This is a genomic window from Streptomyces halobius, assembly GCF_023277745.1.
GTDB classification, from domain to species: domain Bacteria; phylum Actinomycetota; class Actinomycetes; order Streptomycetales; family Streptomycetaceae; genus Streptomyces; species Streptomyces halobius.
Genome location: NZ_CP086322.1, coordinates 7,153,200 through 7,169,957, shown reverse-complemented (window position 1 = coordinate 7,169,957; position 16,758 = coordinate 7,153,200). Strand labels below are relative to the sequence as shown.

General features: G+C 71.9%; 13 protein-coding genes. 3 read left to right on the top strand and 10 right to left on the bottom strand.

What is annotated here, in order from left to right:
* Window positions 1-2: 2 nt before the first annotated feature.
* The 10 genes from K9S39_RS32520 to rsmH all read right to left on the bottom strand — a co-directional run bounded on the left by K9S39_RS32520 (window position 3) and on the right by rsmH (window position 12,929).
* Complete coding sequence (locus K9S39_RS32520; protein WP_406708054.1) at window positions 3-668, bottom strand: cell division protein FtsQ/DivIB; 666 nt, start codon at window positions 666-668, stop codon at window positions 3-5.
* A gap of 176 nt (window positions 669-844) precedes the next feature.
* Complete coding sequence (gene murG, locus K9S39_RS32515) at window positions 845-1,933, bottom strand: undecaprenyldiphospho-muramoylpentapeptide beta-N-acetylglucosaminyltransferase (RefSeq protein WP_248866904.1); 1,089 nt, start codon at window positions 1,931-1,933, stop codon at window positions 845-847.
* 6 nt (window positions 1,934-1,939) lie between these two features.
* Window positions 1,940-3,325, bottom strand: coding sequence for a putative lipid II flippase FtsW (ftsW, locus tag K9S39_RS32510; RefSeq protein ID WP_248866903.1), 1,386 nt, complete (start codon window positions 3,323-3,325; stop codon window positions 1,940-1,942).
* A 56-nt stretch (window positions 3,326-3,381) separates the two neighbouring features.
* Window positions 3,382-4,836, bottom strand: coding sequence for a UDP-N-acetylmuramoyl-L-alanine--D-glutamate ligase (gene murD / locus K9S39_RS32505; protein WP_248866902.1), 1,455 nt, complete (start codon window positions 4,834-4,836; stop codon window positions 3,382-3,384).
* Window positions 4,833-5,891 carry a phospho-N-acetylmuramoyl-pentapeptide-transferase gene (gene mraY / locus K9S39_RS32500; RefSeq protein WP_248869060.1) on the bottom strand — a complete coding sequence of 353 codons (1,059 nt, stop codon included), beginning with the start codon at window positions 5,889-5,891 and terminating at the stop codon, window positions 4,833-4,835. The genes murD and mraY overlap by 4 nt, the downstream gene beginning before the upstream one ends.
* Window positions 5,892-5,896: 5 nt before the next feature.
* Window positions 5,897-7,345 (bottom strand): UDP-N-acetylmuramoyl-tripeptide--D-alanyl-D-alanine ligase, encoded by a 1,449-nt coding sequence (locus tag K9S39_RS32495; RefSeq protein WP_248866901.1) that lies wholly within the window; start codon window positions 7,343-7,345, stop codon window positions 5,897-5,899.
* 134 nt (window positions 7,346-7,479) lie between these two features.
* A complete protein-coding gene (locus K9S39_RS32490; RefSeq protein ID WP_248866900.1) occupies window positions 7,480-9,222 on the bottom strand; it encodes a UDP-N-acetylmuramoyl-L-alanyl-D-glutamate--2,6-diaminopimelate ligase in 1,743 nt (580 codons plus the stop codon).
* Between the two features lie 18 nt (window positions 9,223-9,240).
* Window positions 9,241-11,316 (bottom strand): peptidoglycan D,D-transpeptidase FtsI family protein, encoded by a 2,076-nt coding sequence (locus K9S39_RS32485; RefSeq protein ID WP_248866899.1) that lies wholly within the window; start codon window positions 11,314-11,316, stop codon window positions 9,241-9,243.
* An 84-nt stretch (window positions 11,317-11,400) separates the two neighbouring features.
* Window positions 11,401-11,964, bottom strand: coding sequence for a septum formation initiator family protein (locus K9S39_RS32480; protein ID WP_248866898.1), 564 nt, complete (start codon window positions 11,962-11,964; stop codon window positions 11,401-11,403).
* Complete coding sequence (gene rsmH, locus K9S39_RS32475; RefSeq protein ID WP_248866897.1) at window positions 11,961-12,929, bottom strand: 16S rRNA (cytosine(1402)-N(4))-methyltransferase RsmH; 969 nt, start codon at window positions 12,927-12,929, stop codon at window positions 11,961-11,963. Before rsmH ends, K9S39_RS32480 begins: the two co-directional genes overlap by 4 nt.
* 428 nt (window positions 12,930-13,357) lie before the next feature.
* Here rsmH and K9S39_RS32470 point away from each other — a divergent pair, with 428 nt between their 5' ends.
* The 3 genes from K9S39_RS32470 to K9S39_RS32460 all read left to right on the top strand — a co-directional run bounded on the left by K9S39_RS32470 (window position 13,358) and on the right by K9S39_RS32460 (window position 16,754).
* Window positions 13,358-13,957: a beta-class carbonic anhydrase gene (locus K9S39_RS32470; RefSeq protein ID WP_248866896.1), complete on the top strand. Its 600-nt coding sequence runs from the start codon at window positions 13,358-13,360 to the stop codon at window positions 13,955-13,957.
* A gap of 263 nt (window positions 13,958-14,220) precedes the next feature.
* A complete protein-coding gene (locus K9S39_RS32465; protein WP_406708053.1) occupies window positions 14,221-15,381 on the top strand; it encodes an AAA family ATPase in 1,161 nt (386 codons plus the stop codon).
* Entirely contained in the window at window positions 15,381-16,754 is a 1,374-nt protein-coding gene (locus tag K9S39_RS32460; protein WP_248866895.1) for a DUF58 domain-containing protein, read from the top strand. Before K9S39_RS32465 ends, K9S39_RS32460 begins: the two co-directional genes overlap by 1 nt.
* Window positions 16,755-16,758 lie beyond the last annotated feature (4 nt).

Below are 16,758 nucleotides of genomic sequence, written 5' to 3'. Positions count from 1 at the left end.
CGTCAACTCCCCGACACCGCCGGGGCACTGGGCACCGAGATGTCGAAGTGGCGCGCGTCACCCGCCGCTTTCAGCAGCGCGACGAGGACCTTTGCCTTCTGCCTACCCCGTTCCTCGCTTCCCCACAGGACCGTGCGGCCCCTCGTCAGTTCGAGGGTGAGGGAGTCGTAGGACCGTACACGGACCGTGCGTACCTCCTTGAGCACGGTCTCGGGGAGATGCGCGACGGCGACGGCCGCGGCGCGGCGCAGCCGGTCGGTTCCGAACCGGTGCAGACTCGGGGAGTCCGCCGCGGTCATTTCCAGAAGCGGAACGCCCTTGGGGGCGGTGGCGACGGTGGCGAATCGGACTCCCTCGGCGTCCACTTCGACAAACTTTCCGCCCGATCGCATCAGGAGTTCCGGCGTTCTTTCGGTCACTTCGAGATCGATGGTGTGCGGCCAGGAGCGCACTACGGCAACGGTTTTGATACGTGGCAGGCGCGCGCGGAGCCGTTGCGCCACCATGTCCGTATCGACCGAAACCAGCGGGGTGTTCATCGGGACGTCGGCCACGGCGATGACCTCATCCGGTGTCAGGACCTTGGTACCGGCGGTGCTGACGTGTGCCACGCGCAGCCAGTCCGAGCCGTACAGCGCCCAGACGCCGAAGGCCCCGGAGAGTGCCACAAGAGCAAGTGTGATCATCAGTCCGCGCCGGCCCGGCGGGCGCGGGGGAACACGGGACCGGAGGAACCCAGGCGCGCGCGCGGCCGGGGAAGCGGGCGGGCCGGCCGGCGGTTGCTTCTGGTTCCCCGCGCCACGCCGGGCGGTCTCGGCCACGCTCCCCTGCTCTCTCTCGTCCGCTACCGGTTCTGGGCGATCGCCTCGTAGACCATGCCGACCAGCAGCTCATCGGCGTCCCTGCGGCCGAACTCGGAGGCCGCACGGGACATCTCGTACAACCGGTGCGGATCGGCCAGCACCGGGAGCACGGTGCTCTGCACCCACTCCGCGGTCAGCTGGGCGTCATCGACCAGCAGGCCGCCGCCGGCGTTGACCAGCGGCTGGGCGTTGAGCCGCTGTTCGCCGTTGCCGATGGGCAGCGGGACGAAGGCGGCCGGGAGCCCGACGGCGGACAGTTCGGCGACGGTCATGGCGCCCGCGCGACAGAGCATCATGTCCGCCGCGGCGTACGCGAGATCCATCCGGTCCACGTACGGTACCGGGACATACGGCGGCATCCCGGGCATGTTGTCCACGTGCGGCAGTTCGTTCTTCGGGCCGACCGCGTGCAGGACCTGGATGCCGGAGCGCTGCAGCGACGGCACCGCGGCCTGGATGACCTCGTTCAGCCGGCGGGCCCCCTGCGAACCGCCGGACACCAGCAGCGTCGGCAGGTTGGGGTCGAGACCGAAGGCGGCGCGCGCCTCGGGGCGGACCGCCGCGCGGTCCAGGGTGGCGATGGTGCGGCGCAGCGGGATCCCGACGTAGCGGGCGCCGCGCAGCTTGCTGTCCGGGGTGCTGACGGCGACGAACCTGGCGTACCGGGAGCCGATCTTGTTGGCGAGGCCGGGGCGGGCGTTGGCCTCATGAACGACGATCGGCACACCGAGCCGCTTGGCGGCCAGATAGCCGGGCAGCGCCACATAGCCGCCGAAGCCGACCACACAGTCGGCCTTCGTGCGCTCCAGGATCTGCTCGGCGGCCTTGATCGTGCCGCGCAGCCGCCCGGGGACGGTGATCAGTTCGGGCGTGGGCTTGCGCGGCAGCGGGACGGCCGGGATCAGACCGAGCTCGTAGCCCCGCTCCGGGACGAGCCGGGTTTCCAGGCCGCGCTCCGTGCCGAGTGCCGTGATCCCCACGGTGGGGTCCTGCCTGCGCAGGGCGTCCGCGAGGGCGAGCGCGGGCTCGATGTGGCCGGCGGTCCCCCCACCGGCGAGTACGACATGCACCGAAATTCACCGCTCTCCGGACGGCCGCTTCTTGACGCGCCGTCTCATCGTCTTCCATCTCACCCCAGCCGGCCTTCTACCGAATGCCGGCTTCCGCTTCGACCGGGCCGTCAACGCCGCCCGTGCCGCGGGCTCGTCACGCGCGAAGGCGATCAGCAGCCCGATGGCGAACATCGTCGGCAGCAGGGCGGAGCCTCCGTAGGAGAACAGCGGGAGCGGGACACCGGCGATCGGCAGCAGGCCGAGCACCGCACCGATGTTGATCACGGCTTGGGCCGTGATCCAGGTGGTCACGCCTCCCGCGGCGTACCGTACGAAGGGGTCCTCCGTGCGTCCGGCCACGCGGATACCCGCATAGCCTAGAGCCGCGAAGAGGGCGAGCACCGACAGCGTCCCCGCCAGACCCAGTTCCTCCCCGGTGATGGCGAAGATGAAGTCGGTGTGCGGTTCGGGGAGTTCTCCCCATTTTTCCATACTCGCGCCGAGCCCGGAACCGAAGAATCCGCCGGACGCGAGGGCATAGATCCCGTGGACGGCCTGCCAGCACTGGTCTCCGGGGCCCGGATCGGTCGCGCCGATGCAGGCGAGCCGGGCCATCCGGTTGGCACTGGTCCCGATCAGCAGCGCCCCTATCACCGCGGCGCCGCCGAGGACGCCCACGAACAGCCGGGTGGGGGCGCCGGCCAGCCACAGCAGCCCGAAGGCGATCGCGGTGAGGATGATCGCGGTGCCCATGTCGCCGCCGAGCATGATCAGCGCGAGCAGCAGAAAGGCCGCCGGGATCAGCGGCACCAGCAGATGCTTCCACTGCGCCAGCAGCTTCTTGTCCTGCTTGCGGGCCAGCAGATCGGCGCCCCACAGGACGAGCGCGAGCTTGCCGAACTCGCTCGGTTGCATCTGGAAAGGGCCGCCGAGGCTGATCCAGTTCTGGTTGCCGTTGACCGCGACCCCTATGCCCGGAATCTGCACCAGGCACAGCAGGAACACCGAACCGGCGAGCAGCGGATAGGCCAGCGCGCGGTGCAGCTTGACGGGCATCCGGGAGGCGAGCAGCAACAGCCCGCCGCCGAGGACGGCCGCGAGCAGCTGCTTGCGGAAGAAGTACGTCGGGGCGAGTCCGGACTGCAGGGCCTTGATCTGGGACGCCGAGTACACCATCACCAGGCCCAGGACGGTGATCAGCAGGCTGCCGCCGAGGATCAGATAGTAGGCGGTCAGCGGCCGGTCCCAGGCCCGCTTCGCCCGGACGTAGAGCCGCCGTGCGGTACGGGGGGCGCGCGGGCCCCCGCCGCGTCCACCGCGCGACGGGCGCACCGCGGAGGTCCGGCGGGCCGGGCGCGGAGCGGGCGAGCCCCCGCCCGCCCGCCCCGTCCTCGCCGGTCTGACGGCCATTCTCGTCCCCTCCACAGGTGCGCTCGCCGCGGCTGCCCGACGGATGCGGGGACGGGCTAGTGATCCGCCGCGGTCAGCTCACCGACCGCGTCGGCGAAGGCGTCGCCCCGCGTGTTGTAGTTGACGAACATGTCCATCGAGGCACAGGCCGGGGCCAGCAGGACGGTGTCACCGGGCTCGGCCAGACGGGTCGCCTGCCGGACCGCCTCGGACATCGCCCCAGTGTCGGTCCGGTCGAGGTCGACGACCGGGACCTCGGGCGCGTGTCGCGCCAGCGCTTCGCGAATCAGCGCCCGGTCGGCGCCGATCAGCACGGCGCCGCGCAGCCGCGCCGCCGACCCGCGCACCAGCTCGTCGAAGGTCGCGCCCTTGGCCAGGCCGCCGGCGATCCACACGATGGACTCGTAGGCCGCCAGGGACGCCTCGGCGGCGTGCGTGTTGGTGGCCTTGGAGTCGTCGATGTAGCGGACGCCGCCGACGTCCGCGATGTGCTGGATGCGGTGGGCGTCCGGGTGGAAGGCCCGCAGTCCGTCGCGTACGGCGGCGGCCGGCACGCCGAAGGCACGGGCCAGCGCTGCCGCCGCGAGGGCGTTGGCGATGTTGTGCGGGGCCGCCGGTCCCGAAGCGGGCGCCAGGTCCGCGACCTCGGCGAGCTCCTGGGCCTGCTGCCGCCGGTTCTCGACGAAGGCGCGGTCGACGAGGATGCCCTCGACGACGCCGAGTTGGGAGGGCCCCGGGGTGTCGAGGGTGAAGCCGATGGCGCGGCAGCCCTCCTCGACATCGGCCGCCCGGACCAGGTCCTCGGTCGCCGGGTCGGCGACGTTGTAGACACAGGCGACGGTGTTGCCCTCGTAGACACGGCCCTTGTCGGCGGCGTACGCCTCCATGGAGCCGTGCCAGTCCAGGTGGTCGGGGGCCAGGTTGAGGACGGCCGCGGAGTGCGCCCGTACCGAGGGCGCCCAGTGCAGCTGGTAGCTGGAGAGCTCCACCGCGAGGACGTCGTAGGACGCGCCGCCCTCCTGGCCTTCGCCGAGCACCACGTCGACGAGCGGGATGCCGATGTTGCCGACGGCGGCGGTGCGCAGACCGGCCGCCTCGAGAATCGCTGCCAGCATCCGGACGGTGGTGGTCTTGCCGTTGGTGCCGGTGACCGCCAGCCAGGGCGCGGAATCGGGCCCGCGCAGCCGCCAGGCCAGCTCGACATCGCCCCACACCTCGATGCCGGCCTTCTCGGCCGCGAGGAAGAGCGGGCTGGTGGGCTTCCAGCCCGGACTGGTGACGATCAGCTCGGTGCCCTCGGGGAGCGTGTCCCCGTCGCCGAGCCGGACCGTGACTCCCAGTGGCTCCAGTTCGGCGGCCTGCGCGCGCTCGCGTTCGCCGTCGCTGCTGTTGACGACGGTGACGTGGGCGCCGAGGCCGGCCAGCGCGCGGGCGGCGGGCACACCGCTCACGCCCAGGCCGGCGACGGTGATGTGCCGGCCGGCGAACCGCTGCCGCTGCTGGGCGGTCACTTGGCCGCCTGCCAGCCGGCGTAGAAGATGCCGAGTCCGACGATCACGCACATGCCCTGGATGATCCAGAATCTGACGACCACCAGGACTTCCGACCACCCCTTGAGTTCGAAGTGGTGCTGGAGTGGCGCCATCCGGAAGACCCGCTTGCCGGTGAGCCGGAAGGATCCGACCTGGATGACCACGGACATCGTGATCAGGACGAACAGTCCGCCGAGGATGGCCAGCAGCAGCTCCGTACGGGAGCAGATCGCCAGGCCGGCGAGGGCGCCGCCCAGGGCGAGCGAGCCGGTGTCCCCCATGAAGATCTTGGCGGGTGAGGTGTTCCACCACAGGAAGCCGAAGCAGGCACCCATCAGCGCCGAGGCGACGACCGCGAGGTCGAGCGGATCGCGGACCTCGTAACAGGCCGCGGTGGGCACGTTGGCGCAGGACTCCTGATACTGCCAGATGCCGATGAACGTGTACGCGCCGAAGACCATCACCGAGGCGCCGGTCGCCAGACCGTCGAGGCCGTCGGTGAGGTTCACCCCGTTGGACATCGCCAGGATCATGAACAGCGCCCAGATGACGAAGAGCACCGGGCCGATCTGCCAGCCGAAGTCCTGGGTGAAGGACAGCCGGTCCGAGGCCGGGGTTTGCCCGCGCAGATCGGCGAACTGCAGCGACAGCACCGCGAAGGCGATGCCGACGATCAGCTGGCCGGCCATCTTCGCCTTGGCCCGCAGGCCCAGCGAACGCTGCTTGACGATCTTGATGTAGTCGTCCAGGAAGCCGACCAGGCCCATGCCGGCCATCAGGAACAGCACCAGCACACCGGAGAAGCTGGGGTCGCTGCTCGTGATCACCTTGGTCAGCGCATACGCGATGAGGGTGGCCAGGATGAAGGCGATACCGCCCATCGTGGGGGTACCGCGCTTGCTGTGGTGGTCGCGCGGGCCGTCGTCACGGATGTACTGCCCGTACCCCTTTTTGGCCAGCAGCTTGATCAGCAGCGGAGTGCCGATCAGGGTCAGGAAGAGCCCGATCATTCCGGAGAAGAGGATCTGCTTCATCGTGTTCATCGGGACGCGGCTCCGCCCTCAGTGGCCACAGCACCCTCAGTGCCCTCGTCCAGCAAAGTTGCGGCGACCCGCTCCAGCCCCACCGACCTGGACGCCTTCACCAGCACGACGTCTCCCGGTCGCAGCTCGCTGCGCAACAGGTCGATCGCCGCCCGCGTGTCGGACACGTGCACCGACTCCTCACCCCACGAACCCTCGTTCTTGGCGCCCATGTCGAGCCAGGCCGCTTCCCTGCCGCCGACCGCCACGAGCTTGCTGACGTTGAGCCGGACGACCAGCCGTCCGACCGCGTCGTGTTCGGCGAGTGAGTCCTCGCCGAGCTCGGCCATCTCACCGAGCACCGCCCACGTACGACCGCCCTTCGCCTCGGCGGCTGCGCCCATCGCGACCAGCGCTCGCAGCGCCGCTCGCATGGACTCGGGGTTCGCGTTGTAGGCGTCGTTGACGACCGTCACGCCGTCCGCGCGCTCGGTGACCTCCATCCGCCAGCGGGAGAGCGTGCCGGCTTCGGAGAGCGCGGTGGCGATCTCGTCTGCGGGCATGCCCAACTCGTGGGCGACGGCGGCCGCGGCGAGCGCGTTCGACACGTGATGCTCACCGTACAGCCGCATGGTCACATCACTGCACCCGGAGGGTGTGTGAAGGGTGAAGGCGGGGCACCCTTGACCGGTGAGCCGGACATTCTCGGCGCGGACATCGGCGTCCGGGGCCTCGCCGAAGAACACCGTCCGGGCCTTCGTACGGGACGCCATGGCACGTACGTACGGATCGTCCGCGTTGAGCACCGCGCGCCCGCCGTGCTCCGCCGACGGCAGCGCCTCGACGAGTTCGCCCTTTGCCTCCGCGATCCGCTCACGGCCGCCGAACTCGCCGATGTGCGCGGTGCCGACGTTCAGCACCACACCGATCGCCGGGGGCGTCAGCCCGGCGAGATAGCGGATGTGGCCGACACCGCGGGCGCCCATCTCCAGGACCAGATGCCGGGTGTTGGACTCGGCGCGCAGCGCGGTCAGCGGCAGCCCGATCTCGTTGTTGAGGTTGCCCTCCGGCCAGACGGTCGGGCCGTGCCGCTGCAGGAGCTGGGCGATCAGGTCCTTGGTGCTGGTCTTGCCGGCCGAGCCGGTGAGGCCGACGACGGTGGTGCCCAGCCGCTCGACGACGGCGCGGGCGAGGGCGCCGAGCGCGGCGACGACGTCGTCGACCACGAGGGCGGGGACGCCCACGGGGCGGGCGGCCAGGACGGCGACCGCGCCCGCCTCGACGGCGCCCGCGGCGAAGTCGTGGCCGTCGACGCGTTCACCGGCGAAGGCCACGAACAGGGCGCCGGGGCATACCTGACGGGAGTCCGACACGACCGGCCCGGTCACCTGGACACCGTCGTCCGGTATGTCGTGCTGCCGTCCGCCGACGATGCGGGTGATCTCGGCGAGGGACAGGGAGATCACAGGTCACCCCCGGCGCGGGGCTGAAGGGCCCGAAGGGCTTCCACCGGAGGGTGGCGGCGGGCCGGGGGCACCTCCCAGCGGTAGCTGGGGGAGGGCGGGCGTAGCGGGAAGGATTGTGCGCGCATGGCGGTGTGTCATCCCTGGTGGTTCGGCTGCGGCGACCGCTGCGACCGCAGCGAGTCCTCGATGGCATCGCGCAGCACCTGGCGGTCGTCGAAGGGGCGGACCACTCCGGCGATGTCCTGGCCCTGTTCATGGCCCTTGCCGGCGACGATCACGGTGTCGCCGGGCTCGGCACGGGCGACGGCGGCGGCGATGGCGGCGGCCCGCTCTTCTTCGACCAGCACCGTGCCGCGTTCGTGGACGGGCACCTCGGCGGCGCCCGCGAGCATGGTGGCGAGGATCGCGAGCGGATCCTCGGTACGGGGGTTGTCGGAGGTCAGGACGGCCGTGTCGGCGAGCCGGGCGACCGCGGCGCCCATCGGGACGCGCTTGTGCGGGTCGCGGTCGCCGCCGCAGCCCAGGACGACGTGCATCTTGCCGGTGGTGACCTTGCGCAGGGCGCGCAGCACCGATTCGACCGCGTCGGTCTTGTGCGCGTAGTCGACGACGGCCAGATAGGGCTGGCCCGCGTCGACGCGCTCCAGACGGCCGGGGACGCCGGGGACCGCGGCGACACCGTCGGCGGCGGTCTGCGGGTCGACGCCGGCGACGACCAGCGAGACGATCGCGGCCAGCGCGTTGGCGACGTTGAACGGGCCGGCGATCGGGGACGCCGCGCGCAGCGTCACCCCCTCCGGGCCGTGCACGGTGAACGTCGAGCCGAGCGCCCCCACCTCGACGTCCGAGGCGCGCCAGTCCGCGTCCGGGTGGCCCTCCGCGGAGAAGGTGGTGACCGGGACCTCGGACTCTCCCTCGGCCAGCCGCCTGCCGTACTCGTCGTCGAGGTTGACGACGCCGGCGCGGCTGCGGGCCTTGGTGAACAGCTGGGACTTGGCCTGGAAGTAGTCCTCCATGCCGGAGTGGAACTCCATGTGCTCCGGGCTGAGGTTGTTGAAGATCGCTACGTCGAAGACACAGCCGTCGACCCGGCCGAGGACCAGCGCGTGGCTGGAGACCTCCATGGCGACCGCCCGGACACCGCGCTCGCGCATGACGGCGAACAGCGCCTGCAGGTCGGTGGCCTCCGGGGTGGTGCGCTCGGACTTGATGCGCTCGTCGCCGATACGGGTCTCGACGGTGCCGATCAGGCCGGTCAGCCCGCCATCCGCCTTCGCCGCGGCGGCCCGCAGGCCCCCTTCGATCAGATACGCGGTGGTGGTCTTGCCGGAGGTTCCGGTGATCCCGATCTGGAGGAGGTCGTCGCCCGGCGTCCCGTAGATGGAGACGGCCACTGCACCCATACGGGAGCGCGGGTCGTGGACGACGAGCACCGGCAGACCGGTCGCGGCGGCGCGTTCCTCGCCCGACGGGTCGGTCAGGATCGCGGCGGCGCCGAGGTCGGCGGCCTGCGCGACGAAGTCGGCGCCGTGCAGACGGGCGCCGGGCAGGGCCGCGTAGAGGTCGCCGGGGCGGACCGCGCGGGAGTCGTGCGTGATACCGGTGACCGTCGCGGGCGCGTCGGTACCGGTGGCCGGAGCCTGGATGCCCAGCTGCTCGGCGAGGTCCGCCAGTGGGGTGGGGCGGACCCGTTCAGGGCGAGGAGCTCCCGGATATTTGCCGGGTTCGCCCTTCTCACCGGTCTGGGCGTTGGGGGACTGATCAGAGCGTGACACGGCGGTGAGCGTACCGGGCCGGTCGGGCCCGGGGCGAAGCGAGGGCCGCGCCGAGGAGCAGTTACCGGATGCGGGAGTTCCGTCGGGAGTGATGGTCGTCACGGCGGTTTTGCCTCGATTTCATTGGCCTGGCTTGAACGTGACCGGCAGTCGCGGGGGCTGCGCGCCGGTCGGCGGGACCTGGAGGGTTTTCAGCGCGAACGCCATGACCTGCTGGTAGATCGGACCGCACACCTGGCCGCCGAAGTAGCTGCCTCGCGTGGGGTTCTGGACGGCGCAGTAGACGGTGATACGGGGTTTGTCGGCGGGCGCGAAGCCGGCGAAGGAGGCGGTGTAGCCGTGGTAGCGGCCGGTGCGGGGGTCCACCCGGTTGGAGGTGCCGGTCTTGCCGCCCACCCGGTAGCCGGGGATCTTCGCCTTCGCGCCGGTGCCTTCCTCGTCGTCCACCACGGATTCCAGCATGGTGGCGAGCTCGCGCGCGGTCTTCTCGCTGACCACCCGGTTCTTCGCGGGCTTGGGCGCCGGGACGTAGCGGCCGTCGGGCCCGGTGGTGCCGCGGACGAGCGTGGGGGCGATGCGCTCGCCGCCGTTGGCGATCGTGGAGTAGACGGACGCGGCCTGGACGGCGTTGAGGGACAGGCCCTGGCCGAACGGGATCGTGTACTGCTGCGAGGTGTTCCAGTCCTGCGGCTTGGCCAGGATGCCGGGCGTCTCCCCCGGGAAGCTGAGCCCGGTCGGCCTCCCGATCCCGAACTTCCGCAGGTAGGAGTAGAGCACCTGGTTGGCCTCGCGCTGGGTCCTGCCCAGCTGGCCGGTCGCCAGGATCGTGCCGATGTTGCTGGACTTGGCGAGGACGCCGTTGAGCGTGAGGTACCAGGTGGGGTGGTCGATGTCGTCCGCGAACAGCCGGTCGCCCCGGTGCAGCCGGTTCGGCACGGTGACCCGGGTGGCGGGGGTGGCGGCGCCCTCCTCCAGGACGGCCGCCATCGACATCAGCTTGCTGGTGGAGCCCGGCTCGAACGCGTCGGACAGCGCGGCGTTGCCCAGCGCCGCCGGGTCGGCCTTCGCCACCTCGTTCGGGTCAAAGCCGGGCGCGTTGGCCAGCGCCAGGATCTCGCCGGTACGGGTGTCCTGGACGACGACGTAGCCGCGGTCCGCCCCGGACTTCGCGACCTGTTTGGTGATCGCCCGCTGCGCCGCCCACTGGATGTCGCGGTCGAGGGTGAGCTCGACGTCGCTGCCCGGGACCGCGGGATGTTCCTGGGCGTCGGCGGTGGGGACCCGGCGCCCGCCGGACTGGGCGTAGACGAGCTTGCCGTCCTTGCCCGCCAGCCGCTTGTCCAGGAGCGCCTCCAGGCCGCCGCCGCCCTTGCCCGCGCGGTTGACGAAACCGAGGACGCCGGAGGCGAGGTCCTTGTTGGGGTAGACGCGCTTGCTGTGCTTGTCGGCGAAGATCCCGACCAGGACGTTCGGCCCGTGCTTGCGGTCGGCGGCCGCCCTGGCGTCGAGGGTCCTGCGCAGGGCCTTGATCTTCTTCCAGACCTGCGGGGTCTGCTGCCGGGCGAGCAGGACGTAGCGCGCCTTGGGCCGGGCGAGCTTCTTGGCGAGGGCGGCCTTGTCCTGGTGGAGGATCGGGGCGAGCAGCGCGGCGGCCCGCTGCGGGGCGTCGTCGATCTTGGACTTGTCGGGTGCCAGCAGGCTCGGGTCAGCGGTGATGTCGTACGCGTCCACGGTGGTGGCCAGGTTCACGCCGTCCCGGTCGGTGATCGCACCGCGCTCGGCGGCCAGCTTGACCGGGACATAGCGGTTCACGTTGGCCTTGGCGGCGAACGCCCCGGCGTCCACGGCCTGCACCTGGAAGAGCCGTACGACGAAGACCAGCATCACCACCGTCAGCCCGAGGGAGACCAGCCGCAGCCGGGGGCGCGGGCTGCCGAGGCGGAGCAGGGCGGGGCCGGAGCGGGGACGTACGGGGCGGGCGGCCTGCTTGGCGGACTGCTTGGGCGCCGTTGAGGACCTGGCCGCCGAGGGTCCGGGGACGGCGGGCTTCGGGGTGGTCCGCTTGGCGGCGGGGCGATGCAGGGCGCCGCGTCGGCCGGCCTGGCCGCCGCGTCCGGCCGAACCGCCACGGCTGCCGGCCCGGCCGCGCCCGGCGGGGCGCGGTACACGGCGGCGGGGGTCCCTGGGCTCGGTCATACCGCGTGCTCCGGGGGCGCGGGGGTTCTCCCGTCCGGGGCAGCGGGTGCGCGGTACGGGGCGGCGGCATTGCGCGTCACGGGGTCACCTGCCGGAGGGCGTCGGGGAGGGGGCGGTGGAGCCGGCGGAACCTGACGGCACCGACGGTGCGGCGGTGGGCGCCCCCGGGGCCCCCGGCATCACCGGGGCGACCGGCATGGCCGGCGAGCCCGCCGTCCCCGGTGCCCTGAGCGGCCTCAGGTGCGATGGCGCGGCAGGGGCCTTCATCACCAGCGACCCGTCGGCGTTCACCCGGCTGGGCTTGCCCCGGACCGTGCCGTCCGGCAGCAGGAACGCCGGGTTGCCGCCCGGCACCATTCCCAGCTTCCGGGCGCGCCTGGCGAGGGCGTCCGGGGCGGAGTACGCGTCCACTTCCTGCTGCAGCGCCTGCTGCTCGTCCGTCAGGTCCTCGGTCTCCTTCTCCAGCTTGCTGAGCTCGAACGACCCTTGGTTGAGGGCGGAGTTGAGCAGCAGCAGCGCGATCAGGCCGGAGCCCAGCAGCACGACGACCAGCAGCACAAAAGGGGTGCGCGCGGCGTTGCCGGCGCCGGAGGGGAAGAGCACGGAGAGGCGTCCCTGCCTTCCGCGCGGGAGCCCCTGGCCGGTCACGCCGTGCCCTCCGCGTTCTCGCGGATGCGCTCGGCGCCGCGCAGCCGGGCGGGGGCCGCGCGGCGGTTCTCGGCGATCTCCTCCTCCGTGGGGAGTTCCGCGCCCCGGGTCAGCAGCTTCAGGCGGGGCTGGTAGCGCTCCGGGACGACAGGGAGCCCCGGGGGCGCGGTATTGGCGGCTCCTGCCGCGAGAACCTGCTTGACCAGGCGGTCCTCCAGGGAGTGGTAGGAGAGCACGGCGATCCGGCCACCGACCGCCAGCGCGTTCACGGCGGCCGGAATGGCCCGCTCCACACTCGCCAGCTCCCCGTTGACCTCGATGCGCAGCGCCTGGAACGTGCGCTTCGCGGGGTTGCCGCCGGTGCGCTTGGCGGCCTGCGGCAGCGCGTCACGGATCAGCTCGACCAGCCGTGCGCTGTTGGTGAACGGCTCCTTGGCGCGCTCGCGGACGATCGCCGAGACGATCCGCTTGGCCTGCTTCTCCTCCCCGTAGGCACGCAGGATCCGGACGAGCTCCCCGGGCGCGTAGGTGTTGAGGACGTCGGCGGCGCTCATGCCCGTCGACTGGTCCATGCGCATGTCCAGCGGGGCGTCCTGGGCGTATGCGAAGCCGCGGTCGGCCTCGTCGAGCTGCATGGAGGAGACGCCGAGGTCGAACAGGACGCCCTGGACCCGTGGCAGCCCGAGCCGGTCGAGGACCTCGGGGAGCTCGTCGTAGACGGCGTGCACCAGGGTGGCGCGCTCGCCGTACGGGGCCAGCCGCTCTCCCGCGAGCTTCAGGGCGGCCGGGTCGCGGTCGAGGGCCACGAGACGGGCCGCCGGGAAGGCCGAGAGCAGCGCCTCGCTGTGCCCTCCCAGACCGAGCGTGCAGTCGACGACGACCGCACCGGGCTCGGTGAGCGCAGGGGCGAGCATGTCCAGACACCGCTGGAGCATGACCGGGACGTGGCGTGTGTTGCTACTCATGCGCCTTCCGATGGGTGGCGGCAGGTGGGTCCCCCCGGCCGTTGGCTGGGGTAGTGCCGCACGTACCGCTTGGTCCCCGCCCGCTCTGAAGGGGAAGTGGTGCTCCGGCGACGGGGAAGTGACGTCGGAGGACCGGTGGAGCGGGAGGAGGCCGAGCCGTACGTACGAGGCGCGTACGTCAGGACTCGGGATCCAAGGAGAGCGTCACGCCTCCCACTTCGCGCCACTTTAGTCCACCGGGTGCCCCGGTCAATCAACCGGTTTCCGCGCGTCCCGCGACAGCGTGTGTCCGCCCTTCGCACGGCCCTCTCACCCGGACGGGGGCGATGAGGAGACACATGTGGGTTACCTCACAAGGAGTGGCCCTTGCCCCCTATGCCCCGTTCTCCCAGGCGGCCGGATTCAGCCCCGACGCTTACGGTAAAGGCATGTCCATATCTGCGTCGCAGCCGATGCCCCCGTCCGCCGACCGCGCCGCCGTCCCCGCCGGTGACAGGGGGCTCCCCTGCTCGAACGAAGCTGAGAGCTCGGGGACGGTCACCGACCGCCTCGTCGAGGCGAACCGGCGCTACGCCGCCGCTTTCACCGACCCCGGCATGGATGCCCGTCCGGTCCTCGAGGTCGCCGTGGTGGCCTGTATGGACGCCCGGCTCGACCCGCACGCCGCGCTCGGCCTGGAGCTCGGCGACTGCCACACCATCCGTAACGCCGGCGGTGTGGTCACCGACGACATCATCCGCTCCCTGACGATCAGCCAGCGCGCCCTGGGCACCCGCTCGGTCGTCCTCATCCACCACACCGGCTGCGGTCTGCTGAACCTGACCGAGGACTTCCGGCACGACCTGGCGGACGAGGTCGGCCAGCGGCCCACCTGGGCGGTCGAGGCGTTCCGGGATCTCGACGAGGACGTACGCCAGTCCATGCAGCGGGTGCGCACCTCGCCCTTCCTGCTGCACACGGACGACGTCCGAGGCTTTGTGTTCGATGTGACAACCGGCCTGCTGCGGGAGATCGAGCCGCGGCCCTGACGCCCCGGCGGACCGGGGGTGTCCGGAGCGAAGCGCAGGTGGCGGGAGTGCCGGGGATGGTCCGGACATAACAACCGGAGTTATCCACAGGCCATGACGCGAGGGCTTGCGGACGGCGAGAATGCGTACATGACGTTGCTCCGGCGGTTGCCGCGAGCGACGTCGTGAAGCGGGGTGGCCGGGTCCGCACAAGGGGGGCACCGGCCCTGAATGGGGAGCCCCTGCTCTCCTGAAGAGTGCGGGGCGGGGCCGAGGAGGGCCGAGTGACGACGTATGACCAACGGGCGAGCCATGGGGGTCCTCCCACGCATGGGGTTCCCCCCATGCGTGGGGGTCCCCCCGCGCGGGCGAAGCCGAACCTGGAGGAAAGGCCGAGCGTGGGGGAAAGGCCGAGCGTGGCGGAGGAGCCGGGAGCAGGGGGAGAGCTGACCACCACGGGCGAGCGTGTGCACCGGTCCGTGGAAGGTGTGATCGAGGGCAAGCCGGAGGTCGTACGGCTCTCGCTGACCGTGCTGCTGGCCGAGGGGCATCTGCTCATCGAGGATGTGCCGGGCGTCGGCAAGACGATGCTCGCCAAAGCGCTGGCCCGCTCCATCGACTGCTCGGTACGGCGCATCCAGTTCACGCCGGATCTGCTGCCCTCCGACATCACCGGCGTCAGCGTCTACGACCAGCAGCGGCAGGAGTTCGAGTTCAAGCCCGGCGCGATCTTCGCCCAGATCGTGATCGGCGACGAGATCAACCGAGCCTCGCCCAAGACCCAGTCGGCGCTCCTGGAGTCCATGGAGGAGCGCCAGGTCACGATGGACGGGCAGACCTACGAGCTGCCCAGCCCGTTCATGGTCGTCGCCACGCAGAATCCGGTGGAGATGGAAGGCACCTACCCGCTCCCGGAGGCGCAGCGGGACCGCTTCATGGCGCGAGTGTCGATCGGCTATCCGAGCCCGGCCGCCGAACTGCAGATGCTGGACGTGCACGGCGGCCCCTCCCCGCTGGACGAACTCCAGCCGGTCGCACACGCCGACGAGATCGTGAAGCTGATCGACGCGGTGCGGACCGTCCATGTCGCCGAAGCGGTGCGCAGATACGCGGTGGATCTGGTGGCGGCCACCCGCAGCCACCCCGATCTGCGGCTGGGCGCCTCGCCGCGGGCGACGCTGCATCTGGTGCGGGCCGCGAAGGCCGCGGCGGCGCTCGCCGGGCGGGAGTACGTGCTGCCCGACGATGTGCAGTCGCTGGCGGTGGCGGTGCTCGCGCACCGGCTGCTGCCCACCGCCCAGGCCCAGTTGAACCGCCGCACGGCCGAGCAGATCGTCCTGGAGATCCTGCGGCGCACCCCGGTGCCGGACCCGTCCGCACAGCCCTGGCGGCAGCACTCCCACAATCGCCGTCTCCAGCAGCCGCCCGGGGCACGGGGGCTGTGATGTCCGACGGGGGGAGCGGGGACGACACGGGGGCACCGGAGCAGGGCGGTCTGCGGGCGGCCCTCGGGGGGCTGACGACACGCGGCCGGTCGTTCCTGGCGGCCGGGCTGGCCGCCGCGCTGTGCTCGTACTTCCTCGGAGAGGCGGACCTGCTGCGGGTCGGACTGCTGCTGGCGGCGCTGCCGCTGGTGTGCGTCCTCGTGCTGCACCGCACCCGTTACCGCATCGCGGGCAGCCGTACGCTCTCGCCCGCCCGGGTGCCCGCGACCGCCGAATCCCGGGTCCGGCTGCTGGTCGAGAACGTCTCCCGGCTGCCGACCGGCGTCCTGATGCTCCAGGACCGTGTGCCGTACGTCCTCGGGCCGCAGCCCCGCTTCGTCCTGGACCGGGTGGAGCCCGGCGGCCGCCGCGAGGTGACCTACCGCGTCCGCTCCGACCTGCGCGGACGCTACCCCCTGGGCCCGCTGCAGCTGCGCCTCTCCGACCCCTTCGGCATGTGCGAGATGACCCGCTCCTTCAGCGCCTCCGACATCCTGACGGTGGTGCCCCGGGTGGAGCCGCTGCCAGCGGTCCGGCCGGCGGGCGAGGTGTCCGGGTACGGCGACGGGCGGCAGCGTTCCCTGGCGCTGGCCGGCGAGGACGATGTCATCCCGCGCGGCTACCGCCATGGGGACGATCTGCGCCGGGTCCACTGGCGGTCCACCGCGCGGCACGGCGAGCTGATGGTCCGCAGGGAGGAGCAGCCGCAGAAGGCGCGCTGCTCGGTGCTCCTCGACACCCGGTACACGGCCCACCGGGGCGCCGGACCGGACTCGGCCTTCGAGTGGGCGGTCACGGGCGCCGCGTCCGTCGCCCTGCACCTGCTGGAACGGGGTTTCTCGGTACGGCTGCTGACCGACACCGGCGCCTCGGTGCCCGGCCCGGACGGCGCCGGCGGTACCGAGTCCGCGGACGCCGCGGGCCTGCTGCTGGACACCCTCGCCGTCGTCGAGCACTCCGAGGAGGAGGGACTCTCGGCGGCGTACGACGTGCTGCGCGGCGGCGACGAAGGGCTGCTGATCGCGTTCTTCGGCGATCTGGACGAGGAGCAGGCGGCGGTCGCCGGGCGGATGCGGCAGCGCAGCAGCGCGGCCGTCGCCTTCGTCCTGGACGACGACGACTGGACGCGGGGCCCCGGCGGGATCAGATTCTCCGGCGGCCAGGTTCCGCTCGACGAACGGCTGCGGATGCTGCGCGAGGCGGGCTGGACGGCACTGCCGGTGGCCCCCGGGGCCTCGCTCGCCGACGTGTGGCGGACGGCGGACCGGGCCGGGGTGCGCCTGGAGCCGACGGCGGGGACCGAGACGTCGACCACGGCGGAGGGCGGGGCATGAGCAA

Excerpts from the sequence above, each read along its gene's own strand:
- ftsW (WP_248866903.1), bottom strand. The coding sequence starts at position 3,325 with ATGGCCGTCAGACCGGCGAGGACGGGGCGGGCGGGCGGGGGCTCGCCC.
- mraY (WP_248869060.1), bottom strand. The coding sequence starts at position 5,891 with ATGAAGCAGATCCTCTTCTCCGGAATGATCGGGCTCTTCCTGACCCTG.
- K9S39_RS32485 (WP_248866899.1), bottom strand. The coding sequence starts at position 11,316 with ATGACCGAGCCCAGGGACCCCCGCCGCCGTGTACCGCGCCCCGCCGGG.
- rsmH (WP_248866897.1), bottom strand. The coding sequence starts at position 12,929 with ATGAGTAGCAACACACGCCACGTCCCGGTCATGCTCCAGCGGTGTCTG.
- K9S39_RS32470 (WP_248866896.1), top strand. The coding sequence starts at position 13,358 with ATGTCCATATCTGCGTCGCAGCCGATGCCCCCGTCCGCCGACCGCGCC.
- K9S39_RS32460 (WP_248866895.1), top strand. The coding sequence starts at position 15,381 with ATGTCCGACGGGGGGAGCGGGGACGACACGGGGGCACCGGAGCAGGGC.